Source organism: Streptomyces sp. WAC04114 (assembly GCF_019733245.1).
Classification (GTDB): domain Bacteria; phylum Actinomycetota; class Actinomycetes; order Streptomycetales; family Streptomycetaceae; genus Streptomyces; species Streptomyces massasporeus_A.
On the sequence record NZ_JAIGQA010000048.1, the window covers coordinates 21,347 to 44,651 of the forward strand.

A 23,305-nucleotide genomic window follows, 5' to 3' on the forward strand; every position below is an offset into this window, starting at 1 on the left:
GGCCGAGGCGCACACCCCACGCAGACAGGCGCACGCAGGTAATCCCACGCCCCCACCCCGTGACCCGCGGAGCGAATCCGCGTTGGTCAAGACAGAGTTGACCACAACGGGCCGCGATCGCGGCCCATTCCTTTCAACGCCGGTTCGAGAGGCTTGTTCATGGCCGACCACGCAACCCACGACGCCCAGGCTCGGGCCAGCCTGCACTTGCTGGTGCGGGACATCGAGCGGGTCCGCCGGCAGGTGGACGCACTGCGCACCCTCACCGCCCAGCTGGGGAACGTCTACCGCCCGCGCCGCTCCGGTCCCTCCACGGGCTTCGTCGTCTACGGACGCGCCCCCGCCCCGACGGTACGTCTCGCCCAGGAGCTGCGGGACAGTGTCGAGACCCTGGTGACGGCGGCCGTGGACTTCGACCGCTCACTCGGCTTCTCGTGGGACGCGGTGGGCTCCGCCCTCGGAGTCACCAAGCAGGCCGTCCACCGCCGTTACGGCGCCCGCCGCGCCACGGCCCAGTCGGCCGTGCCGGAGCCGGAGCGCACACCGGAGCCGACGCCGACGGGCGGCCGCGCGGTCAATGTGACCACCGGCCTGCCGACGGTCCCGACGGTCCCCGCGGCCCGCTCCATGCCCACGCAGCCGACGGCAGGCAGCCCCGCACTCCGCGACGAGGCGCGGCAGCCGACAGCCTTCCCTGGCCCGCGCAACGGCTGACGCGCCCTCTCGCTGCCCTCCCGGGACGCCTCCGGGAGGGCTGCCGCGTGTGCGGGCGAGGCCGGCCGACGCTCCCGTCGCCCAAGCCACTGCCATCGCCCTCGCCGATCACCCGATGTCGGCCGGGTCGACCCTCACCCACACACCGGCGCCGCTTCCGCTCCCCCGGGCCATCCGCGCGGCTTGCGCGGCCTTGAGCGCTGCCGCCAGCGCGGCACCCCGGCCCGGCGGCACCCGCAGCAGCGCCCGCTCCCACTGCTCCCCGGGCGGCGGAGCCCCCGCCCGCCGAGGCCGCCCGGCGGCGGGGACGGGCAACGGCACCGGCCCCAGCACCTCGGCCTCGGGCGGCAGTTCGGCCGCACGGAGGAAGTCGGCCACCGCCTCCGCGGGACCCGACACGGCCGCCATCCGCGACACCGGCGGGAACCCCAGCTCGGACCGCTCGGCGAGTTCGCGCACCGCGTGTCCGACGGGATCCCAGCGGACGAGCGCCTGCACGGGTCGCAGCGTCGGCTCGGCCACGATCACCACCGTGCCGCCGGCCGACTGCGGCCGGACGAGGGACGCGGCCGCGATCCACCGCCGCAACGCGTCCTCCCCGGCCCGCAGATCGGGCCGCCCGAGCATGGCCCACCCGTCCAGCAGCAGCGCCGCCGCGTACCCGCCCTCGGCGACGGGCTCGGCCCCCGGCGTGCTCACGACCAGTGCGGGAGCCCCCGGCACCGTGTCGAGCACGTGCTCCCGCCCCGAGGTGCGTACCGGCACGGCGGGGAACGCCCGGCCCAGTTCCTCGGCGGTCCGCCGCGCCCCGACGACCGAGGCGCGCAGGCGGAAGGATCCGCAGTCGGGGCAGTGCCAGCCGCTCTCCTCCCGCCCGCACCATCCGCAGTTCAAGGCACCGCCGTCGGGCGCCTCCAGCGGCCCGGAGCAGTGCCGGCAGCGCGCGGGCGCCCGGCAGCTGGCACAGGCCATGCGCGGCACGTATCCCCTGCGGGGCACCTGCACCAGCACCGGGCCGCTGCGCAAACCGTCCCTGACGGCCTGCCAGGCGAGGGTCGGCAGCCGGGCGGCCCGGGCGGCCTCGTCCCGGGCGAGATCCTGGTCCCCGACGGTGCGTACCAGCGGAGCGGCCGCCCGAACCTGGTCCCGCCCCGCGACGAGCGGCCGGGCCCAGCCGCTCTCGACGAGCTGCGCGGCCTCCACCGTGCAGCCCCAGCTCCCCAGCAGGAAGCCGCACTTGTCCAGCGCGGCCCGCAGCAGGAGCACCTCGCGGGCGTGGGGCTGCGGGGCGTGCTGCTCGCTGTGGCTGTCGTCGCCGTCGTCCCAGAGGGCGACCAGGCCGAGGTCCTGGACGGGTGCGAACATCGCGGCCCTCGTCCCGATCACCGCCCGTACGGAGCCGCGCCGCACCGCGAGCCACTGCGCGTACCGCTTCTCCGGGCCGGCGTCGGCGGTGAGCACCGCGTGCCGCCCCTTTCCCAGCAGCGAGGTCAGTGCGGCGTCGACCCGCGCGACCGCCCGTCCGTCGGGCAGGACGGCGAGCGCCCCGCGCCCGGAGGCCAGCGTCGCGGCGACGGCCCGGGCCAGCTCCTCGCTCCACTGCGGACCGGGCAGCGCGTTCCACACGGCCCGGGGCGCCCCACCGGAGGCCAGGGACTCCAGGAACGCCGCTCCCCTCTCGTACCGCTGCCAGGAGCCCGCCTCGGGCGCCGGGGGCGGTGGCAGCGGGTCGGGTGAGGGCCGCTGCTCGGCCCGTGCGTTGCGCGGCGGTACGGCGAGCTGCAGGACGTCGGCGAGGCTGCCCGCGTACCGGTCGGCGACCGCCCTGGCCAGCCCCAGCAGTTCCGCGCTGAGCACCTGCTCGGGCGAGACGACCTGGGCGAGGGCGGCCAGCGGGCCGGAGTAGTCGGACTCGGCCAGCCGCTCGACGAGGAACCCGTCGATCAGCCCACCGCCCTCGCGCCGCCCCTCCCGCACGCGATGCCGCCCGGCGCCGAACCGGACCCGCACCCGCACGCCCGGCCGGGCGTCCGCGTCCAGCTCCTCGGGCACGGCGTAGTCGAAGTACCGGTCGAGATGGAGCACGCCCTTGTCGACGAGGACGCGGGCGACGGGCAGTTCCTTGGCGAGCGCGGCCCCCCGCCAGGTCCGCGGCTTGGCCCGGGGCGTCCTGGCCTTGCGCACACTGTCCCGGATGAGCGCGAGCTGCTCGGGCGGGGCGCCCTCGGCCCCGCCGCCCGCCTGTTCGTTCTCGCTGCTCACGCTTGCATTCTTACCAAAGACCACTGACAGGCGGAGGCGCCCGAGTTCCCTCGCGGTGACGGCGCGCACTCGCCATGGACCACTCGGCCACGCCACCGGGCTGCCGCCCGGCCGACGGCGGGATTCGAACCCGCGGGGGCTGCTACGAGCCCAGAAGTATCCGTCACCTTCGCACCGGGCGCCCCGGCGCTCTCCACCGTAGGGAGGGCCCGCAGCGTTTCGCGAGCCGTTTTCCCGGGGAGCACGGCGGAGGCCCGGCCCCCCGAAGGGTGCCGGGCCTCATGCATCGCCCTGAAGGCCGGGACTTACAGCCCCGCGGCCGTGCGCAGCGCGTCCACGCGGTCCGTCCGCTCCCACGTGAACTCGGGGAGCTCGCGGCCGAAGTGGCCGTACGCGGCGGTCTGGGAGTAGATCGGGCGGAGCAGGTCGAGGTCGCGGATGATGGCGGCCGGGCGGAGGTCGAAGACCTCGTCGATCGCCTTCTCGATCTTCTCCGTCTCGACCTTGGCGGTGCCGAAGGTCTCCACGAACAGACCCACCGGCTCGGCCTTGCCGATCGCGTACGCGACCTGGACCTCGCAGCGGGTGGCGAGACCGGCGGCGACCACGTTCTTCGCGACCCAGCGCATCGCGTAGGCCGCGGAGCGGTCGACCTTGGACGGGTCCTTGCCGGAGAAGGCACCGCCGCCGTGGCGGGCCATGCCGCCATAGGTGTCGATGATGATCTTGCGACCGGTCAGGCCGGCGTCACCCATCGGGCCGCCGATCTCGAAACGGCCGGTGGGGTTGACCAGGAGACGGTAGTTCTCCGTGTCGATCTTGATGCCCTCGTCCAGGAGCGCCTTCAGCTCCGGCTCGACGACGAACTCCTTGATGTCCGGAGCCAGCAGCGAGTCCAGGTCGATGTCCGAGGCGTGCTGCGAGGAGACGACGACGGTGTCCAGGCGGACCGCCTTGTCGCCGTCGTACTCGATGGTGACCTGCGTCTTGCCGTCCGGACGCAGGTAGGGGATCGTGCCGTTCTTGCGCACGTCGGACAGGCGCTTCGACAGGCGGTGGGCCAGGAAGATCGGCAGCGGCATCAGCGTCGGCGTCTCGTCCGTCGCGTAGCCGAACATCAGGCCCTGGTCGCCCGCGCCCTGCTTGTCGAGCTCGTCCTCGTCGCCCTCGACACGGGACTCGTACGCCGTGTCCACACCCTGGGCGATGTCCGGGGACTGCGCGCCGATCGACACCGACACGCCGCAGGAGGCGCCGTCGAAGCCCTTCTTGCTGGAGTCGTAGCCGATCTCGAGGATCTTGTTCCTGACCAGCGTCGCGATGTCCGCGTACGTCTTGGTCGTGACCTCCCCGGCCACGTGCACCAGGCCGGTCGTGATCAGGGTCTCGACGGCGACCCGGGAGGACGGGTCCTCGCGCAGGAGCGCGTCGAGAATGGTGTCGCTGATCTGGTCAGCGATCTTGTCGGGGTGACCCTCGGTCACGGACTCCGAGGTGAAAAGGCGACGGGACACAACGCTCCCTGGGGTTGCAGCGGCTGCTGGCTGATCATTGGCGGACGGCGGGGGCTGCACCCGGCGCCGTCCGTGGAACAGTTTACGGGTCACGCTTCGGCCACGGGCCCCCTGTCTCGCCACTCGGGAGTGCTGTGACCTGCGGCACGGGCATTCTGCCCAATGCCGAGCGACGTTGGCCAGAGGCGCCACGCCAGGATCGACCGGCTTTCTAGGGGGTGCACGGCGTGTGAGCCATCAGCGCAGGCGCTCGGCCACCAGGTCCCAGACGGTGTCGGCCAGGGCTTCCTTGGGTCCGTGCGCCACGGCGGTCTCGCTGCCGTCGGCGGCGAGTACGACCGCCTCGTTCTCCTCGGAACCGAAGGTCTTGCGCTCCCCCACCTCGTTCACGACCAGCAGATCGCAGCCCTTGCGCTTGAGCTTGGCGCGGCCGTTGGCGAGGACGTCGTCCGTCTCCGCGGCGAAGCCGACGATCACCTGTCCGGCGCGCGCCCGGTCCCCGGAGATCTCCGCGAGGATGTCCGGATTCCGCACCAGGGTGATCGGCTCCGGTTCCTGGCCGTCCTTCTTCTTGATCTTCCCCGCCGCGTACGCCGCCGGGCGGAAGTCCGCCACGGCGGCCGCCATCACCACGGCGTCGGCGTCGGGGGCGGCCCGCAGCACCGCCTCGCGCAGCTCCACGGCGGTGCCGACCGGCACGACGTCGACGCCCGCCGGGGCCGGCAGGGTGCTGTTGGCCGCGATCAGCGTGACCCGGGCGCCGCGGGCGGCGGCGGTGCGGGCGAGGGCGTAGCCCTGCTTCCCGGAGGAGCGGTTGCCGAGGAACCGGACGGGGTCCAGGGGCTCACGGGTGCCACCGGCGCTGACGACGACATGCCGGCCCGCGAGGTCGGGCCCGGCGACGCCCCGGGCCAGCACGCGGCGGCAGACCTCGAAGATCTCGCCCGGGTCGGGCAGCCGGCCCTTGCCGGTGTCGGCGCCGGTGAGGCGGCCCACGGCCGGCTCGATGACGAGGGCGCCGCGGCGGCGCAGCGTCGCCACGTTCTCCTGGGTGGCCGGGTGCTCCCACATCTCCGTGTGCATGGCGGGGGCGAAGACGACCGGGCAGCGGGCGGTCAGCAGGGTGTTGGTCAGGAGGTCGTCGGCGAGGCCGTGGGCCGCCTTGGCGAGCATGTCGGCGGTGGCCGGGGCGACGACGACCAGGTCCGCGTGCTGACCGATGCGGACGTGCGGGACCTCGTGCACGTCGTCCCACACCTCGGTGGAGACCGGGTGGCCGGAGAGCGCGGACCAGGTCGCGGCGCCGACGAAGTGCAGCGCGGAGGCGGTGGGCACCACGCGCACGTCGTGGCCCGACTCCGTCAGCCGCCGCAGCAGCTCACAGGCCTTGTACGCGGCGATGCCCCCGCTGACCCCCAGAACGACCTTCGGCTTGTCCACGTCTCTCCCCGGACCTCGGCAACCGGCACACCGTACGACTCCATGACACACCACAGGCCCGGCAGTCGGCCTGCCGGGCCTGTGGATAAGTCAGCGTGAAGCTGTAAATCCGACTTACTGCGCCGGGCCCTCGACGGCCTCGGACGTCAGGAGCCCCGCGTTGATCTCGCGGAGGGCGATCGAGAGCGGCTTCTCGTGGACATGCGTGTCGACGAGCGGACCGACGTACTCGAGGAGACCCTCGCCGAGCTGCGAGTAGTACGCGTTGATCTGGCGGGCACGCTTGGCCGCGTAGATCACGAGGCTGTACTTCGAGTCGGTGGCCTCGAGGAGCTCGTCGATCGGCGGGTTGATGATGCCCTCGGGCGCGGAGATGGAAGAGGACACGCTCTACCTTCCGATGGATGGGAAAGATTCTGTCGGGCTGATCGGCCGACCATGACGATCGGCGATGGTCACACGACGTCCATCAAGGCTAGCAGCTCGCGAGCGACGTCCTCGACGGAGGTGTTGACCAGGGTGGTGTCGAACTCCGGCTCGGCCGCGAGTTCGATCTTCGCCGCTTCCAGCCGGCGCTCGATCACCTCGGGCGGTTCGGTACCCCGCCCGGTGAGCCGGCGCACGAGCTCCTCCCAGGACGGAGGAGCCAGGAACACCAGCTGGGCCTCGGGCATCGACTCACGGACCAGGCGAGCGCCCTGGAGGTCGATCTCGAGGAGCACGGGCTCGCCGTTCTCCAGACGCTCCTGCACGGCCGCTCGCGGCGTGCCGTAGCGGTTGCCGGCGAACTCGGCCCACTCCAGCAGTTCCCCGTTGGCGATCAGCTTGTCCATCTCGTCGTCGGAGACGAAGAAATAATGGACTCCGTGCTGCTCGCCGGGCCGGGGCTTGCGTGTCGTCGCCGACACGGAGAGCCAGACCGCGGGGTGTTCCTTGCGCATATGGGCGACGACCGTGCTCTTGCCGACCCCGGAGGGGCCGGAGAGCACGGTCAGCCGCGGACGTACGTCCGGGGGTACGGGGGACGTCCCCCGGGGTGTTGCAGCCATGCAGCGATTATCCAGCAATCGCGGAGTGCCCGGGACTCGCTTCCCCGGAGCGCCCGGCTCAGGAGCCGGTGCTGCCGAACTCGCGCTCCAGGGAGGCGATCTGGTTGGAGCCGAGGCCCCGCACGCGGCGGCTCTCGGAGATGCCGAGTCGCTCCATGATCTGCTTGGCGCGGACCTTGCCCACGCCCGGCAGCGACTCGAGGAGGGCGGAGACCTTCATCTTGCCGATGACGTCGTTCTCCTGACCCTGCTTGATGACCTCGTGGAGGGAGGCGCCGGAGTGCTTGAGTCGATTCTTGACCTCGGCCCGCTCCCGGCGAGCCGCGGCGGCCTTTTCGAGCGCGGCTGCGCGCTGTTCAGGGGTAAGGGGCGGAAGAGCCACGCCTACGTCACCTCGGATGTCGAACTGTCGGATACGGACCGGTGAGGAACCTAGTCGCCCCACACCTGGGGAGCCACGAGCAACACACGCTTGCCCGTTCTCTCGTCGGAGACTAGCGGGCAAGTCCGCCAGAGTCAGCGAGAACAGCGGAAAAGTCCTGGTCAGCCTTCATCTGAACGGACATTTAGGACATACTGCCCTGGATTTGAGGATGTATTCAGACTCAAGCGCGCCCCGGACCACTCATCGGAGGTCTCACGGGAAGGTCTGGACCGCCTCACGAGGAGGTCACGGCGTGACGGATCTCCTCCGCGAAGCGCCCGGCGGCGTCACGCAGAGCGACCGTGTCGGGACCGTGGCGTAGCACTCCCCTGCTGACGTTCGGCACGACGTTGCGCACGGCCGCCCCGAAGACCCCGGGAAGATCGGCCGGCGTGGCGCCCTGGGCACCGATGCCGGGTGCGAGGAGCGGACCGTTGATGTCCAGGTCGTACGTCGACAGATCACCGAGGGTGGCGCCGACGACCGCACCGAAGGACCCCAGGGACTCCTCCCCCGTGTTCTCGGCGGCCAGGTGCGCGAGCATCGTCGCTCCGACGTTCCGGCCGTCGGGCCGCACGGCGTGCTGGACCTCGCCGCCCTCCGGGTTGGAGGTGAGCGCCAGCACGAACAGTCCCGCGCCGCTCTCCCGGGCCAGCGCCACGGCCGGACTGAGCGATCCGTAGCCGAGGTACGGCGAGACCGTCAGGGCGTCGGAGAACAGCGGCGCGTCCTTGTGCAGGAAGGACTCGGCGTACGCGGCCATGGTCGAGCCGATGTCGCCGCGTTTGGCGTCCATCACGACCAGCGCGCCCGCCGCCCGGGCCTCGGCGACCGACTGCTCCAGCACGGCCACGCCGCGCGAGCCGAACCGCTCGAAGAACGCGCTCTGCGGCTTGAGCACGGCGACCCGGTCGGCCACCGCCTCGACCACCGTGCGGCTGAACCGCTCCAGGCCCGCCACGTCGTCGTTCAGGCCCCACTCGGCGAGCAGGGAGGCGTGCGGGTCGATACCGACACACAGCGGGCCGCGCTCGTCCATGGCGCGGCGCAGGCGCACACCGAAGGGTTCGAGACCACTCATGCCGTCTTCCTCACGTCGGCGCCCACCGCGTCGGCGAGCGTGGCGTAGGGGCTCGTGGCCAGGCGCGCGGCGAGCCCCTTGTGGATGGAGCGGCCCCAGAAGGGCCCCTCGTAGATGAAGGCGCTGTAGCCCTGGACCAGCGTGGCGCCGGCCAGGATGCGCTGCCAGGCGTCCTCGGCGTTCTCTATGCCGCCGACGCCCACCAGGGTGATCCGGTCGCCCACGCGCGCGTAGAGGCGCCGCAGGACCTCCAGGGAGCGTTCCTTCAGGGGTGCCCCGGACAGGCCGCCGGTCTCCTTGACCAGGGTGGGGTCGGACTTCAGGCCGAGTCCCTCGCGCGCGATGGTGGTGTTGGTGGCGATGATGCCGTCCAGGCCGAGCTCCACGGCGAGGTCGGCGACGGCGTCGACGTCCTCGTCGGCGAGGTCCGGCGCGATCTTGACCAGGAGCGGGACGCGGCGGGCGGGCACCGAGCGGTCGGCGGCCTCGCGGACGGCGCTCAGCAGGGGGCGGAGCGCCTCCGTCGCCTGGAGGTTGCGCAGACCCGGGGTGTTCGGCGAGGAGACGTTGACGACCAGGTAGTCGGCGTACGGCGCGAGCCGTTCGGCGGACTTCACGTAGTCCGCGACAGCCTCCTCCTCGGGGACGACCTTGGTCTTGCCGATGTTGACGCCCACGACCGGCTTGAAGACGGGCGTGCGGGAGGCCAGGCGGGCGGCGACCCGGAGCGAGCCGTCGTTGTTGAAGCCCATGCGGTTGATCAGCGCCCGGTCCTCGACCAGGCGGAACAACCGCTGTTTGGGGTTGCCGGGCTGCGGTTCGCCGGTCACGGTGCCGATCTCGACGTGGTCGAAGCCGAGCATGGCCATGCCGTCGATGCCCACGGCGTTCTTGTCGAAGCCGGCGGCGAGCCCGAAGGGGCCGTGCATGCGCAGCCCGAGGGCCTCGGTGCGCAGCTCCTTGTGGCGGGGCGCGAGGGCGGCCGCGAGGAAGGTGCGCAGCACAGGCACGCGGGCGGCCAGGCGGATCCAGCGGAAGGCGAGGTGGTGGGCCTGCTCCGGGTCCAGCCGCTTGAAGAAGAGACGGAAGAAGATCTTGTACATGGTGTCCTCACGAAGACATGGCGTCCTCACGAAGAGGGGGACACCGTTTCCGGTGTCCCCCTCGGGGCTGCTAGTCGCGGGCCGCGGTCAGGTGTTCCGCGTGTTCCTGGAGCGAGCGGACGCCCACGTCGCCGCGGTTGAGGGCGTCGATGCCCTGCACCGCCGCCGCGAGGGCCTGGACCGTCGTCAGGCAGGGCACGGAGCGCGCCACGGCCGCCGTACGGATGTCGTAGCCGTCGAGGCGGCCACCGGTGCCGTACGGGGTGTTGACGATGAGGTCGACCTCGCCGTCGTGGATGAGCTGGACGATGGTCTTCTCGCCGTTCGGGCCGGTGCCCTCGGACTGCTTGCGCACGACCGTGGCGTTGATGCCGTTGCGCTTGAGGACCTCGGCCGTGCCGGACGTGGCGAGCAGCTCGAAGCCGTGCGCGACCAGCTCGCGGGCCGGGAAGATCATCGAGCGCTTGTCGCGGTTGGCGACCGAGATGAACGCGCGTCCCTTGGTGGGCAGCGGTCCGTAGGCGCCGGCCTGCGACTTGGCGTACGCCGTGCCGAAGACGGAGTCGATGCCCATGACCTCGCCGGTGGAGCGCATCTCCGGGCCGAGGACCGTGTCGACGCCGCGGCCGTGGATGTCGCGGAAGCGCGACCACGGCATGACGGCCTCCTTGACGGAGATCGGCGCGTCGAGCGGGAGCTCACCGCCGTCGCCGTTCGCCGGGAGCAGGCCCTCGGCACGCAGCTCGGCGATGGTCGCGCCGAGCGAGATGCGGGCGGCGGCCTTGGCCAGCGGCACCGCCGTCGCCTTCGAGGTGAAGGGGACGGTCCGGGACGCGCGCGGGTTGGCCTCCAGGACGTAGAGGATGTCGCCGGCGAGCGCGAACTGGATGTTGATCAGGCCGCGGACCCCGACACCCTTGGCGATGCCCTCCGTGGAGGCGCGCAGGCGCTTGATGTCGAAGCCGCCGAGCGTGATCGGGGGCAGGGCGCACGCCGAGTCGCCGGAGTGGATGCCGGCCTCCTCGATGTGCTCCATGACGCCGCCGAGGTAGAGCTCCTCGCCGTCGTAGAGGGCGTCGACGTCGATCTCGATCGCGTCGTCGAGGAACCGGTCGACCAGGACCGGCCGCGAGGGGCTGATCTCGGTCGACTCGGCGATGTACGCCTCCAGGCGCGTCTCGTCGTAGACGATCTCCATGCCGCGCCCGCCGAGGACGTAGGACGGGCGGACCAGGACCGGGTAGCCGATCTCGTCGGCGATGGACTTGGCCTCGGTGAAGGTGGTGGCGGTGCCGTGCTTGGGGGCCGGGAGGCCGGCCTCGGCCAGGACCCGGCCGAAGGCGCCCCGGTCCTCGGCGGCGTGGATGGCCTCCGGGGAGGTGCCGACGATCGGCACGCCGTTGTCCTTCAGTGCCTGCGACAGGCCCAGCGGGGTCTGGCCGCCGAGCTGCACGACGACGCCCGCGACCGGTCCGGCCTGCTGCTCGGCGTGCACGATCTCCAGCACGTCTTCCAGCGTCAGCGGCTCGAAGTACAGGCGGTCGGAGGTGTCGTAGTCCGTGGAGACGGTCTCCGGGTTGCAGTTGACCATCACGGTCTCGTAGCCCGCGTCGCTCAGGGCGAAGGAGGCGTGGACGCAGGAGTAGTCGAACTCGATGCCCTGGCCGATGCGGTTCGGGCCGGAGCCCAGGATGATGACGGCCGGCTTCTCGCGGGAGGCGACCTCCGTTTCCTCGTCGTAGGAGGAGTAGAAGTACGGCGTCTTCGCGGCGAACTCGGCGGCGCAGGTGTCGACCGTCTTGTAGACCGGGCGGATCCCGAGCGCGTGCCGGACCTCGCGGACGACGTCCTCGCGCAGGCCGCGGATCTCGCCGATCTGCGCGTCGGAGAAGCCGTGCCGCTTGGCCTCGGCGAGCAGGTCGGTGGTCAGCTCGGGCGCCTCGGCCAGCTCGTCGGCGATCTCCTTGATCAGGAAGAGCTGGTCGACGAACCAGGGGTCGATCTTCGTGTACGCGAAGATCTCCTCGGGCGTGGCGCCGGCGCGGATGGCCTGCATGACGGTGTTGATGCGGCCGTCGGTCGGGCGAACCGAGTCGCGCAGCAGCTGCTCCTTGTCGCCGGGCTCGCCGACGAAGGTGAACTGGCTGCCCTTCTTCTCCAGCGAGCGCAGCGCCTTCTGGAAGGCCTCGGTGAAGTTGCGGCCGATGGCCATGGCCTCGCCGACCGACTTCATCGTGGTGGTGAGGGTGGAGTCGGCGCTCGGGAACTTCTCGAAGGCGAAGCGCGGGGCCTTCACGACGACGTAGTCGAGCGTCGGCTCGAAGGAGGCCGGGGTCTCCTGCGTGATGTCGTTCGGGATCTCGTCGAGCGTGTAGCCGACGGCGAGCTTGGCGGCGATCTTGGCGATCGGGAAGCCGGTCGCCTTGGAGGCCAGCGCCGAGGAGCGGGACACGCGCGGGTTCATCTCGATGACGATGACCCGGCCGTCCTCGGGGTTCACCGCGAACTGGATGTTGCAGCCGCCGGTGTCGACGCCGACCTCGCGGATGACGGCGATGCCGATGTCGCGCAGGGTCTGGTACTCGCGGTCGGTGAGCGTCATGGCGGGCGCCACGGTGATCGAGTCGCCGGTGTGCACGCCCATGGGGTCGAAGTTCTCGATGGAGCAGACGACCACGACGTTGTCGTGCTTGTCGCGCATCAGCTCCAGCTCGTACTCCTTCCAGCCGAGGATGGACTCCTCCAGGAGCACCTCGGTGGTCGGGGAGAGCGTGAGGCCCTGGCCGGCGATGCGGCGCAGCTCCTCCTCGTCGTGGGCGAAGCCGGAGCCGGCGCCGCCCATGGTGAAGGAGGGGCGGACGACGACGGGGTAGCCGCCGAGCGTGTCGACGCCGGCGAGGACGTCGTCCATGGAGTGGCAGATGACCGAGCGGGCGGACTCGCCATGGCCGATCTTCCGGCGTACGGCCTCGACGACCTCCTTGAAGAGGTCGCGGTCCTCGCCCTTGTTGATGGCCTCGACGTTGGCGCCGATCAGCTCGACGCCGTACTTGTCGAGGGTGCCCGCCTCGTGCAGCGAGATGGCCGTGTTGAGGGCCGTCTGACCGCCCAGGGTGGGCAGCAGCGCGTCGGGGCGCTCCTTGGCGATGATCTTCTCGACGAACTCGGGGGTGATCGGCTCGACGTAGGTGGCGTCGGCGATCTCCGGGTCGGTCATGATCGTCGCCGGGTTGGAGTTCACCAGGACGACCCGCAGGCCCTCGGCCTTGAGGACGCGGCACGCCTGGGTGCCGGAGTAGTCGAACTCGGCGGCCTGGCCGATGACGATCGGGCCGGAGCCGATGACCAGGACGGACTGGATATCGGTGCGCTTAGGCACGCTGGCCCTCCATCAGGGAAACGAAGCGGTCGAACAGGTAGGCGGCGTCGTGCGGGCCGGCTGCCGCTTCGGGGTGGTACTGGACGCTGAACGCGGGGCGGTCGAGGAGCTGGAGTCCTTCCACCACGTTGTCGTTCAGGCAGACGTGCGACACCTCGGCGCGGCCGAACGGGGTCTCGGAGACCTGGTCGAGCGGGGCGTCGACGGCGAAGCCGTGGTTGTGCGCGGTGACCTCGACCTTGCCGGTCGTACGGTCCTGCACCGGCTGGTTGATGCCGCGGTGGCCGTACTTCAGCTTGAAGGTGCCGAAGCCGAGCGCCCGGCCGAGGATCTGGTTGCCGAAGCAGATGCCGAACAGCGGGGTGCCGCGCTCCAGGACACCCCGCATCACGGAGACGGGGTGGTCGGCGGTGGCCGGGTCGCCCGGGCCGTTGGAGAAGAACACGCCGTCCGGGTTGACCGCGTAGACGTCCTCGACGGTCGCGGTGGCCGGGAGCACGTGCACCTCGATGCCGCGCTCGGCCATGCGGTGCGGGGTCATGCCCTTGATACCGAGATCGACGGCGGCGACGGTGAACTTCTTCTCGCCGATGGCCGGGACGACGTACGGCTCGGTGGTGGCGACCTCGGCGGAGAGGTTCGCGCCCTTCATCTGGGGGGCTTCCTGCACGCGCGCGAGGAGCGCCGAGTCCTCCCGGACGGCGTCCCCGCTGAAGATCCCGACGCGCATGGCGCCGCGCTCGCGCAGGTGGCGGGTGAGGGCGCGGGTGTCGATGCCGCTGATGCCGACGACGCCCTGGGCATCGAGCTCCTCGTCCAGCGTGCGCCGGGAGCGCCAGTTGGACGGCACGCGCGCGGGGTCGCGCACGACGTAGCCGGAGACCCAGATCTTCCGGGACTCCATGTCCTCGTCGTTCACGCCCGTGTTCCCGACGTGCGGGGCGGTCATCACCACGACCTGGCGGTGGTAGGAGGGGTCGGTGAGGGTCTCCTGGTAGCCGGTCATGCCGGTGGAGAACACCGCTTCGCCGAAGGTCTCCCCCACGGCCCCGTAGGCACGGCCGCGGAAGATCCGGCCGTCCTCCAGGACGAGTACGGCGGGAGTCCTGGCAGCTCCCCTTGTGGAGGTGGTCATCGTTCGACGCCTTCCCTGGTGTTCGTTTCGATCATGGAGTTGAGGGCCTCGACCCACGCGTTGTGCTCGGCCGCGTGGTCGGAGCGGAACCCGGAGTCGATCAGCCGGTCACCGTGCTCCCAGGTGACGATCAGCAGGCCGCCCTCGGTGAGGACCTTGCCGGCGATGCCCTTGTCGAGCCGGGCCTCGCGCAGCTGTGCGACCGGGACGAAGAAGTCGCTCGCCCCGGGGCGTACGACGTCGAGTCCGGCGTCCGTGAGGGTGAGCTCGGCCCGGCTGCGGGCGCCCAGGCCCCGGGCGACGATGCGGTCGAGCCACTGACCGGCGGTGGTGGAGCCGTGGTAGCGGCCGCTCAGGCTCAGCTTCTCGGGGCCCGGGTCGTCCGGGGTGGTGGGCAGCTCGGGCAGGTCGCCCTGGAGGGTGCCGCGCCACTTCCAGCCCTCGCGCATCAGCCAGTAGACGAGCGCGACGAACAGGCCGAGGCCCACGACCCAGCCGATGCGGGCGGCCCAGTCGGTCACTTGCGCCGATTCCTTCTCGGCGGCCAGCAGGAGTACAGGTGTCACGTGAGCTTCCCGTCGACGAGCGTGGCCTTGCCCCGCAGCCACGTGTGCGTCACACGGCCCGGCAGCTCACGGCCCTCGTAGGGGGTGTTGCGGCTGCGCGAGGCGAAGCCCGCGGGTTCCACCAGCCCACGGTATGCCGTGTCGACCAGGGTGAGGTTGGCGGGCTCACCTGCCGAGACGGGCCGTCCGTGGCCCGTGGCCTGTCCGATCCGCGCGGGCTTGACGGACATCCGGTCGGCGACGCCGGCCCAGTCCAGCAGACCCGTGTCGACCATGGTCTCCTGCACCACCGACAGCGCGGTCTCCAGGCCGACCATGCCCATGGCGGCCGCGGCCCACTCGCAGTCCTTGTCCTCGTGCGGGTGCGGGGCGTGGTCGGTGGCGACGATGTCGATCGTGCCGTCGGCGAGGGCCTCGCGCAGGGCCATCACGTCGCGCTCGGTGCGCAGCGGCGGGTTGACCTTGTAGACGGGGTTGTAGGTGCGCACCAGCTCGTCCGTGAGGAGGAGGTGGTGCGGGGTGACCTCGGCGGTGACGGCGATGCCGCGGGACTTGGCCCAGCGGACGATCTCGACGGAGCCGGCGGTCGACAGGTGGCAGATGTGGACGCGGGAGCCGACGTGGTCGGCGAGCAGGACATCCCGGGCGATGATCGATTCTTCGGCGACCGCGGGCCAGCCCCCGAGGCCCAGCTCGGCGGAGACGATGCCCTCGTTCATCTCGGCGCCCTCGGTGAGCCGAGGCTCCTGCGCGTGCTGGGCGACGACGCCGCCGAAGGCCTTCACGTACTCCAGGGCGCGGCGCATGATCACGGCGTCGTGGACGCACTTGCCGTCGTCGGAGAAGACGGTGACGCCGGCGGCGGACTCGTGCATGGCGCCCAGCTCGGCGAGCTTCTTGCCCTCCAGGCCGACGGTGACGGCACCGATCGGCTGGACGTCGCAGTAGCCGTGCTCCTTGCCGAGCCGCCAGACCTGCTCGACGACACCGGCGGTGTCGGCGACCGGGAAGGTGTTGGCCATGGCGAAGACGGTGGTGAAGCCGCCGGAGGCGGCGGCCCGGGTGCCGGTGAGGACGGTCTCGGAGTCCTCGCGGCCGGGCTCGCGCAGGTGGGTGTGCAGATCGACCAGGCCCGGCAGCAGCACCTTGCCGTCAGCCTCCACGATCTCGGCGCCTTCGGCGGACAGCCCGTTGCCGACCTCCGCGATGGTGTCTCCGTCGATCAGCACGTCCTGCGGCTCGCCGCCGAGCACCTTCGCACCACGGATCAGGATCTTGCTCATCTGTCTTACTTCTCCTCGGTGCGGGGGTGGGTGACGGCGGGTTCGTTCCCACCGAGCAGCAGGTACAGGACGGCCATCCGGATGGAGACTCCGTTTGCGACCTGCTCGACGACGGTGCAGCGGTCGGAGTCGGCGACCTCGGCGGTGATCTCCATGCCGCGGACCATCGGGCCGGGGTGCATCACGATGGCGTGCTCGGGCATCCGCGCCATGCGGTCGCCGTCGAGGCCGTAGCGCCGGGAGTACTCGCGCTCGGTGGGGAAGAAGGCGGCGTTCATGCGCTCGCGCTGGACGCGCAGCATCATCACCGCGTCGGACTTGGGCAGCGTGCTGTCGAGGTCGTAGGAGACCTCGCAGGGCCAGGTCTCGATGCCGACCGGCAGCAGGGTGGGCGGGGCAACGAGGGTGACCTCGGCGCCGAGGGTGTGCAGCAGGTCGACGTTGGAGCGGGCGACGCGGCTGTGCAGGACGTCGCCGACCAGCGTGATGCGCTTGCCCTCGAGGTCCTGGCCGAGTCCGGCGTCCGGGCCGATCAGGCGGCGGCGCATGGTGAAGGCGTCCAGCAGGGCCTGGGTGGGGTGCTGGTGGGTGCCGTCGCCGGCGTTGACGACGGCGGCGTCGATCCAGCCGGAGTTGGCGAGGCGGTACGGGGCTCCGGAGGCGCCGTGCCGGATGACCACGGCGTCGACGCCCATGGCCTCCAGGGTCTGGGCGGTGTCCTTCAGGGACTCGCCCTTGGAGACACTGGAGCCCTTGGCGGTGAAGTTGATGACGTCCGCGGACAGCCGCTTCTCGGCGGCCTCGAAGGAGATCCGGGTCCGGGTGGAGTCCTCGAAGAAGAGGTTGACGATCGTGCGGCCGCGCAGGGTCGGCAGCTTCTTGATCGGCCGGTCGGCGACCCGGGCCATCTCCTCGGCGGTGTCGAGGATCAGGACGGCGTCGTCGCGGGTGAGGTCGGCGGCCGAGATGAGATGACGCTGCATCTGTCAGGCTCCGTAAGGCAGTTCATTCGGGAGATTTGGGGCAGACGGGCGCGCGAGGGCGCAACGTCGCGGGCGTACGACGGCGGCGTACGCCTGGAGCGCTACTGAGGGGTCGGCTTGGCGCCGAGCAGCACGGTGTCGCGACCGTCCTCCTCGGCGAGCTGGACCTTCACCGTCTCCCGCAACGACGTGGGGAGGTTCTTGCCGACGTAGTCGGCGCGGATGGGCAGTTCGCGGTGTCCGCGGTCGACGAGGACGGCGAGCTGCACCGCGCGCGGGCGCCCGATGTCGTTCAGGGCGTCGAGGGCGGCGCGGATGGTGCGGCCGGAGAAGAGCACGTCGTCGACGAGGACGACGAGCTTGCCGTCGAGGCCGTCACCGGGGATCTCGGTGCGGGCGAGCGCACGCGGCGGGTGCATGCGCAGGTCGTCGCGGTACATGGTGATGTCGAGCGAGCCGCACGGAACCTTGCGCTCGGTGATCTGCTCGAGCTTGTCCGCGATCCGCCGGGCGAGGAAGACGCCCCGGGTCGGAATGCCGAGGAGCACCACGTCGTCGGCGCCCTTGGCGCGCTCGACGATCTCGTGGGCGATGCGGGTCAGTACCCGCGCGATGTCGGGCCCTTCGAGAACGGGCCGGGCATCGGACTGCGTGTCGTGCGTGTCCATACGAGACGGACCTCCTTCTCCGCCTCACGGGACGGACCTTAAAGGACGTCGGGATTGCGCCATACACGGTAGCAGGTCCCCGCGATCGCCCGTATGGCCCCCTCGGATCACTCATCCGGCCCAATGGGAGGCCGATACCACGGAAGAGTCGGTGCGGACCATTCGGCTTGACGCAGCAGAGTAACGCTGCGTAACCTCACAGTGAGTTACCAGCCGCGCGGCCTGGCACCCACGCCAGACGCGTCGACACAGTGCCGGGGAGCTATATGTCCAGCGAATACGCCAAACAGCTCGGGGCCAAGCTCCGGGCGATCCGCACCCAGCAGGGCCTTTCCCTCCACGGTGTCGAGGAGAAGTCCCAGGGCCGCTGGAAGGCGGTCGTGGTCGGTTCGTACGAGCGCGGCGACCGTGCCGTGACCGTGCAGCGCCTTGCCGAGCTGGCGGACTTCTACGGCGTTCCGGTGCAGGAGCTGCTTCCGGGCACGACCCCGGGCGGCGCCGCCGAGCCGCCGCCGAAGCTGGTCCTGGACCTGGAGCGGCTGGCCACGGTGCCGGCCGAGAAGGCGGGCCCTCTTCAGCGCTACGCGGCCACGATCCAGTCGCAGCGCGGTGACTACAACGGCAAGGTGCTGTCGATCCGCCAGGACGACCTGCGCACACTCGCCGTCATCTACGACCAGTCGCCGTCCGTCCTCACGGAGCAGCTGATCAGCTGGGGCGTCCTGGACGCTGACGCGCGCCGCGCTGTGGCGTCCCACGAGGAGGCCTGACCGCTCCGCGGGGCCGTTGGGCGGGCCCAGCAGAAACGTGCCGCCGGGGTGGCCGGAACCGTATGGTTCCCGGCCACCCCGGCGGCGTTGTGCGGCGGTGACATCCCCGCCGCCGCACGAGGACGTACGGGAACGCCGGAGGGCCCGCAGCGGTGACGCTGCGGGCCCTCCGGCATGTGGTCCGTCTCAGACCTCGTCGCGGCGGAGCGAGGGCTTGAGTTCCTTGAACCGGCCGAGCAGGCCGTTCACGAACGAGGGCGACTCCTCCGTGGAGAACTCCTTCGCCAGCTGCACCATCTCGTCGAGGACGACGGCGTCCGGCGTCGCGTCGACCCAGATCAGCTCGTAGGCACCGAGCCGCAGGATGTTGCGGTCGACGACGGGCATCCGGTCGAGGGTCCAGCCGACGGCGTACTGCGCGATCAGCTCGTCGATGCGCTTCGCGTGCTCCGCGTAGCCCTCGACCAGCTCCATCGTGTACTCGCTGACCGGCGGCTGCCGGGTGTCCGCCCGGGACAGCCGGACCCAGTCCGCGAGGACGGTCAGCACATCGGCGCCGCGCTGGTCCCCCTCGAAGAGGATCTGGAAGGCGCGCTTACGGGCCGTGTTGCGGGCAGCCACGGTTAGCTGTTCACCCGGCCGAGGTAGTCGCTGGTGCGGGTGTCGACCTTGATCTTCTCACCGGTGGTGATGAAGAGCGGCACGTTGATCTGGTGGCCGGTCTCCAGGATGGCGGGCTTGGTGCCACCGGTGGAGCGGTCGCCCTGGACGCCCGGCTCGGTCTCCTGGATGACGAGCTCGACGGCGGCCGGCAGCTCCACGAAGAGCACCTCGCCCTCGTGCTGCGCGACGGTGGCGGTGAAGCCCTCGATCAGGAAGTTCGCGGCGTCGCCGACGGCCTTCTTGTCGACGTGCAGCTGGTCGTAGGTCTCCATGTCCATGAAGACGAAGTACTCGCCGTCCATGTAGGAGAACTGCATGTCGCGCTTGTCGACGGTGGCCGTTTCGACCTTGACGCCGGCGTTGAAGGTCTTGTCGACGACCTTGCCGGAGAGCACGTTCTTGAGCTTGGTGCGCACGAAGGCCGGGCCCTTGCCGGGCTTGACGTGCTGGAACTCGACGACGGACCAGAGCTGGCCGCCTTCGAGCTTGAGCACCATGCCGTTCTTGAGGTCGTTCGTGGAAGCCACGGTTGCGGAATCTCCTGGACTGACGTACGACCCCGGGGCACGCGCCTGCCTGGCTACAGGGCGAGCAGCTCCTTGGTCGTGATGGTGAGTAGCTCGGGTCCGCCGTCCGCCTCGGGGCGGACGACGAGCGTGTCATCGATCCGGACACCGCCCCGGCCCGGGAGGTGGACCCCCGGTTCGACGGTGACTGGCACGCAAGCGTCCAGTTTACCCATGGCCGCAGGACTCAATTGAGGGTCCTCGTCGATTTCGAGCCCTACGCCGTGTCCGGTCAGGATCGTCAGGCCCTCCGTGTACCCCGCGGAGTCCAGCACCTGACGGGCCGCGCGGTCGACGTCCCGGCAGGCGGCGCCGGGTACCAGGCTCTCACGCCCGGCCCGCTGGGCCGCGAAGACCAGGTCGTACAGCTCGATCTGCCAGTCCGCGGGAGCCGTGCCGATGACGAACGTGCGGCCGATCTCGCAGCGGTAGCCGCGGTAGGTCGCGCCGAGGCAGACGGAGAGGAAGTCGCCCTCCTCGACCCGGCGGTCGGTGGGCCGGTGGCCGGGACGGCCGGCGTTCGGACCGGTGCCGACGGACGTCGGGAAGGCCGGCCCGTCCGCCCCGTGGTCCACGAGCCGTCGTTCGAGTTCCAGGGCGAGATGGCGCTCGGTGCGGCCGACGAGGATCGACTCCAGCAGTTCGCCGAGAGCCTGGTCGGCGATCTCGGCGCCGATGCGCAGGCAGGAGATCTCCTCCTCGTCCTTGACGACCCTGAGCTGCTCGACGGCGCTACCGAGATCGGCAAGGCGCAGCCCGGGGGCGACCGAGCCGAGGGCGCGGTGGCGGGCCACGGTGAGGTGGTGCTCCTCCACGGCCAGGGAGTCGGCGCCCTGGCCCGCGGCGAGGCCGGCGGCCGCGACGGCCGGGTCACCGCCGCCGACTCCGGGCAGGGTCTGGACGCGCAGGGCCTCGTCGGGGCGCTCCTGCGTGGGCCGGTCGGCCGCCGCTCCGGCACTGACCAGGAGGTCGTCCTCCTCGGTCCTGCCCAGCAGCAGAACGGCGCCCTGCGGGGCGGCGCCCGCGAGATAGCGCACGTTGGCGGGGCGGGAGACCAGCGCCGCCGCGCTGCCGCCCGCGTTGCAGTATTCCCTCAGACGCGTCCGGCGGGCCGCGTACACCTCTGACATGACCCGAGCGTATGAGCTCCGCCGGTTTCGCGCCGGTTGAGGGGGTCTGAGTGGGCGGTGCCCGAGATGTCCGGGTGGGCAGGGTGCCTTTCGGGAGACGGGGTGCCGCGCGGGGTCGTATGCCGTCCGCGGCTACGTGGGGGCTGGTCGCGCAGTTCCCCGCGCCCCTACGGGCCGCTCACCACTGGGGTGGGCTTGCGATGGAGCGGGCCAGGACCTCATCCAGTACGCGCGCCGTCTCCGGGACGTCCAGCTGGGAGTTGTCGATGATCGGCAGGCCGGATCCGTACCAGCCGGCCATGCGGCCGTGGATGCGGGCGACCTCCTCGTCGGACAGCCGTCGGTTGCCCGAGCGCTCCGCGTTGCGTTCCAGGACGATCTCCAGGCCCGGCAGGAGCACGACCGGCAGCAGGCCCGGCCCCACGTGGCGCTTCCAGCCGCCGAGGCCGACGACCGGGCGGTCGGGGAAGACCGCGTCGTCGAGGATGCACGAGATGCCGTTCGCCAGGAAGTTCCGCGCGGCGAAGCCGCAGGTGCGGCGGGCCAGGCGGTACTGCGCCTCGGAGTTGTCGTTCCACCCGGACTGAGGGTCGGCGAAGCCGGAGCGGACCCACTCGCGTACGTCGTCGAGGCTGATGTGGGCCGTGGGGACCCGGCGGTGGTCCGCCCAGTACTTGGCGACGCTGGTCTTGCCCGCACCCGCGGGGCCGATGAGCAGCACCGCGAGCGTCGTGCCGGCGGGGTCGGGAACGGTCGCGGCGGGCGGGGCCATCGGCATGGCGACCGGGCCGCCGGGCGGCAGCGGCACGTGCCCGGTGGTCTCCGGCGTCGGCGGGGCGGAAGCCGCGGCCGGTCCCGGTCCGGGCGGGGGCGCCGGATATCCCGGTGCCGGGGGCGGCGGGGGCACGGGCACGGAGCCCTGGTGCGCGCCCGCGTGCTGCGGGCCCGGGTGATGTGCGGCCGGCGACCAGCCCGTGGCCGGTCCGTGCCCCGGCTGATGGGGCGGCGGCAGCGGAGAACCCACTGCGTGCTGCATCCGGTGCCACTCCGTCTCGTACAGGCGATGGGCGCTGACAGCGGGGGCGGAACCCGCTGCTACCGAACGGTACCGCCCCCGGTCGTCGATGTGTGAACGGCCGGGGGCGGCCCGAAGTGCCCGGCCCCGTAAGGCGATTTCGGGCGGAAGGCGCGCCGGAGGACTTACTGGCCCACTTCGCCGTACGCGGCGAGCAGCACGGCCGGGTCGGGTCCCTCCAGGACGGTGGGCTTGGCCAGACCGTCGAGGACGATGAAGCGCAGCAGGTTGCCGCGTGACTTCTTGTCGACCTTCATGGTCTCCAGCAGCTTGGGCCACTGGTCGTACCGGTAGTGCAGGGGCAGCCCGACCGCTTCGAGGATCGTGCGGTGGCGGTCGGCCGTCGCGTCGTCCAACCGGCCCGCCAGGCGACCCAGTTCGGCGGCGAAGTGCATGCCGACCGAGACCGCGGCGCCGTGGCGCCACTTGTAGCGCTCGTTCTTCTCGATGGCGTGGCCCAGCGTGTGGCCGTAGTTGAGGATCTCGCGCAGGCCCGACTCCTTGAGGTCGGACGACACGACGTCGGCCTTGACCCGGATGGAGCGCTCGATGAGCTCGGCCGTGTGCGGGCCGGCCGGGGTGCGGGCGCCCTGTACGTCGGACTCGATGAGGTCCAGGATCACCGGGTCGGCGATGAAGCCGGCCTTGATGACCTCGGCGAGGCCGGAGACGTAGTCGTTGACCGGCAGGGAGTCCAGCGCGGCCAGGTCGCAGAGCACACCGGCGGGCGGGTGGAAGGCTCCGACGAGGTTCTTGCCCTCGGCGGTGTTGATGCCGGTCTTCCCTCCGACGGCCGCGTCCACCATGGCGAGCACGGTGGTGGGGATGGCGATCCAGCGCACCCCGCGCAGCCAGGTCGCAGCGACGAACCCGGCCAGGTCGGTGGTCGCGCCGCCGCCGACGCCGACGATGACGTCGCTGCGCGTGAACCCGGACTGGCCGAGCGCCTTCCAGCAGTAGGCGGCGACCTCGGCGGTCTTGGCCTCCTCCGCGTTGGGCACCTGGACGGCTACCACCTCGTAGCCCTGCTCGGCCAGGTCTGCGCGCAGCGCGTCGCCGGTCTCGGCCAGCGCCTCGGGGTGGACGATCGCAACCCGCTGGGCCTTCTCGCCGATCAGGCCGCCGAGTTCACCCAGCAGCTGCCGGCCCACCAGCACCTCGTACGGGTCCGTCCCCGCGGTGCCGCCGACCTGGATCCGCGTGACTGCCTCGCTCATGCTTCCTTCAACTCCAGTGCGTCCAGGGCGGCTTGGGTGACCTCTTCGGGGGTCCGGCCGTCGGTGGCGATCACGGCCGTGGCGACCTCCTCGTACAGGTGGCGGCGGGCCTCCATGAGCTCGCGCCACTGCTTGCGCGGATTGACCGCGAGCAGAGGGCGGGCCGTGTTGAGGCCGGTGCGCTTGACCGCCTCCTCGACGTCCATCGACAGGTACGCCACCCGCTGCCCGGCGAGCAGCGCGCGCGTGCCGGCGTCGAGGATCGCGCCGCCGCCCAGGGCCA

General features: G+C 71.4%; 22 protein-coding genes. 2 read left to right on the forward strand and 20 right to left on the reverse strand.

Features of this window, described 5'->3' with window-relative positions; all coding sequences use genetic code 11:
• Positions 1-159 precede the first annotated feature (159 nt).
• Positions 160-714: a hypothetical protein gene (locus K4G64_RS15590; RefSeq protein WP_221756640.1), complete on the forward strand. Its 555-nt coding sequence runs from the start codon at positions 160-162 to the stop codon at positions 712-714.
• A 108-nt stretch (positions 715-822) separates the two neighbouring features.
• Here K4G64_RS15590 and K4G64_RS15595 read toward each other — a convergent pair whose 3' ends face one another.
• The 14 genes from K4G64_RS15595 to pyrR form a co-directional block, all read right to left on the reverse strand.
• The gene (locus tag K4G64_RS15595; RefSeq protein ID WP_221756641.1) at positions 823-2,976 is read right to left on the reverse strand and encodes a primosomal protein N'; all 2,154 of its coding nucleotides are present in this window, start codon (positions 2,974-2,976) and stop codon (positions 823-825) included.
• Positions 2,977-3,281: 305 nt separating this feature from the next.
• Complete coding sequence (metK, locus tag K4G64_RS15600; RefSeq protein ID WP_190897368.1) at positions 3,282-4,490, reverse strand: methionine adenosyltransferase; 1,209 nt, start codon at positions 4,488-4,490, stop codon at positions 3,282-3,284.
• Positions 4,491-4,727: 237 nt separating this feature from the next.
• Positions 4,728-5,930, reverse strand: a complete 1,203-nt coding sequence (coaBC, locus tag K4G64_RS15605; protein ID WP_221756642.1) for a bifunctional phosphopantothenoylcysteine decarboxylase/phosphopantothenate--cysteine ligase CoaBC — start codon at positions 5,928-5,930, stop codon at positions 4,728-4,730.
• 114 nt (positions 5,931-6,044) lie between these two features.
• Positions 6,045-6,317, reverse strand: coding sequence for a DNA-directed RNA polymerase subunit omega (gene rpoZ / locus K4G64_RS15610; protein WP_003988945.1), 273 nt, complete (start codon positions 6,315-6,317; stop codon positions 6,045-6,047).
• 68 nt (positions 6,318-6,385) lie between these two features.
• Positions 6,386-6,979 carry a guanylate kinase gene (gmk, locus tag K4G64_RS15615; protein ID WP_221756643.1) on the reverse strand — a complete coding sequence of 198 codons (594 nt, stop codon included), beginning with the start codon at positions 6,977-6,979 and terminating at the stop codon, positions 6,386-6,388.
• Between the two features lie 58 nt (positions 6,980-7,037).
• A complete protein-coding gene (locus tag K4G64_RS15620) occupies positions 7,038-7,361 on the reverse strand; it encodes an integration host factor (protein ID WP_003977346.1) in 324 nt (107 codons plus the stop codon).
• Positions 7,362-7,638: 277 nt separating this feature from the next.
• Positions 7,639-8,484, reverse strand: coding sequence for an orotidine-5'-phosphate decarboxylase (pyrF, locus tag K4G64_RS15625; RefSeq protein ID WP_221756644.1), 846 nt, complete (start codon positions 8,482-8,484; stop codon positions 7,639-7,641).
• Positions 8,481-9,587 carry a quinone-dependent dihydroorotate dehydrogenase gene (locus K4G64_RS15630; protein ID WP_221756645.1) on the reverse strand — a complete coding sequence of 369 codons (1,107 nt, stop codon included), beginning with the start codon at positions 9,585-9,587 and terminating at the stop codon, positions 8,481-8,483. The genes pyrF and K4G64_RS15630 overlap by 4 nt, the downstream gene beginning before the upstream one ends.
• 70 nt (positions 9,588-9,657) lie before the next feature.
• Positions 9,658-12,966, reverse strand: coding sequence for a carbamoyl-phosphate synthase large subunit (gene carB, locus K4G64_RS15635; RefSeq protein WP_221756646.1), 3,309 nt, complete (start codon positions 12,964-12,966; stop codon positions 9,658-9,660).
• On the reverse strand, positions 12,959-14,101 hold the full coding sequence (carA, locus tag K4G64_RS15640; RefSeq protein WP_031105564.1) for a glutamine-hydrolyzing carbamoyl-phosphate synthase small subunit: 1,143 nt from the start codon (positions 14,099-14,101) through the stop codon (positions 12,959-12,961). The genes carB and carA overlap by 8 nt, the downstream gene beginning before the upstream one ends.
• Positions 14,098-14,667 (reverse strand): hypothetical protein, encoded by a 570-nt coding sequence (locus K4G64_RS15645; protein ID WP_221756647.1) that lies wholly within the window; start codon positions 14,665-14,667, stop codon positions 14,098-14,100. The genes carA and K4G64_RS15645 overlap by 4 nt, the downstream gene beginning before the upstream one ends.
• Positions 14,664-15,950, reverse strand: a complete 1,287-nt coding sequence (locus tag K4G64_RS15650) for a dihydroorotase (RefSeq protein WP_221756648.1) — start codon at positions 15,948-15,950, stop codon at positions 14,664-14,666. Before K4G64_RS15650 ends, K4G64_RS15645 begins: the two co-directional genes overlap by 4 nt.
• A gap of 5 nt (positions 15,951-15,955) precedes the next feature.
• A complete protein-coding gene (locus tag K4G64_RS15655) occupies positions 15,956-16,933 on the reverse strand; it encodes an aspartate carbamoyltransferase catalytic subunit (RefSeq protein WP_221756649.1) in 978 nt (325 codons plus the stop codon).
• Between the two features lie 101 nt (positions 16,934-17,034).
• Positions 17,035-17,601 carry a bifunctional pyr operon transcriptional regulator/uracil phosphoribosyltransferase PyrR gene (gene pyrR, locus K4G64_RS15660; protein ID WP_221756650.1) on the reverse strand — a complete coding sequence of 189 codons (567 nt, stop codon included), beginning with the start codon at positions 17,599-17,601 and terminating at the stop codon, positions 17,035-17,037.
• Positions 17,602-17,867: 266 nt separating this feature from the next.
• Between pyrR and bldD the strand changes: the two genes are divergently transcribed.
• Positions 17,868-18,371 carry a transcriptional regulator BldD gene (gene bldD / locus K4G64_RS15665; RefSeq protein WP_018570201.1) on the forward strand — a complete coding sequence of 168 codons (504 nt, stop codon included), beginning with the start codon at positions 17,868-17,870 and terminating at the stop codon, positions 18,369-18,371.
• A gap of 186 nt (positions 18,372-18,557) precedes the next feature.
• Here bldD and nusB read toward each other — a convergent pair whose 3' ends face one another.
• The 6 genes from nusB to K4G64_RS15695 form a co-directional block, all read right to left on the reverse strand.
• Positions 18,558-18,992 (reverse strand): transcription antitermination factor NusB, encoded by a 435-nt coding sequence (gene nusB / locus K4G64_RS15670; RefSeq protein WP_221756651.1) that lies wholly within the window; start codon positions 18,990-18,992, stop codon positions 18,558-18,560.
• A gap of 2 nt (positions 18,993-18,994) precedes the next feature.
• Positions 18,995-19,561 (reverse strand): elongation factor P, encoded by a 567-nt coding sequence (gene efp / locus K4G64_RS15675; RefSeq protein WP_030843148.1) that lies wholly within the window; start codon positions 19,559-19,561, stop codon positions 18,995-18,997.
• 53 nt (positions 19,562-19,614) lie between these two features.
• A complete protein-coding gene (locus K4G64_RS15680) occupies positions 19,615-20,730 on the reverse strand; it encodes an aminopeptidase P family protein (RefSeq protein WP_221756652.1) in 1,116 nt (371 codons plus the stop codon).
• 178 nt (positions 20,731-20,908) lie between these two features.
• Positions 20,909-21,766, reverse strand: a complete 858-nt coding sequence (locus tag K4G64_RS15685) for a Pro-rich N-terminal domain-containing protein (protein WP_221756653.1) — start codon at positions 21,764-21,766, stop codon at positions 20,909-20,911.
• A gap of 164 nt (positions 21,767-21,930) precedes the next feature.
• Positions 21,931-23,022 (reverse strand): 3-dehydroquinate synthase, encoded by a 1,092-nt coding sequence (gene aroB, locus K4G64_RS15690; protein ID WP_189589371.1) that lies wholly within the window; start codon positions 23,020-23,022, stop codon positions 21,931-21,933.
• On the reverse strand, positions 23,019-23,305 hold a 287-nt coding region (locus K4G64_RS15695), incomplete at its 5' end, for a shikimate kinase (protein WP_308122382.1). The genes K4G64_RS15695 and aroB, both read right to left, overlap by 4 nt.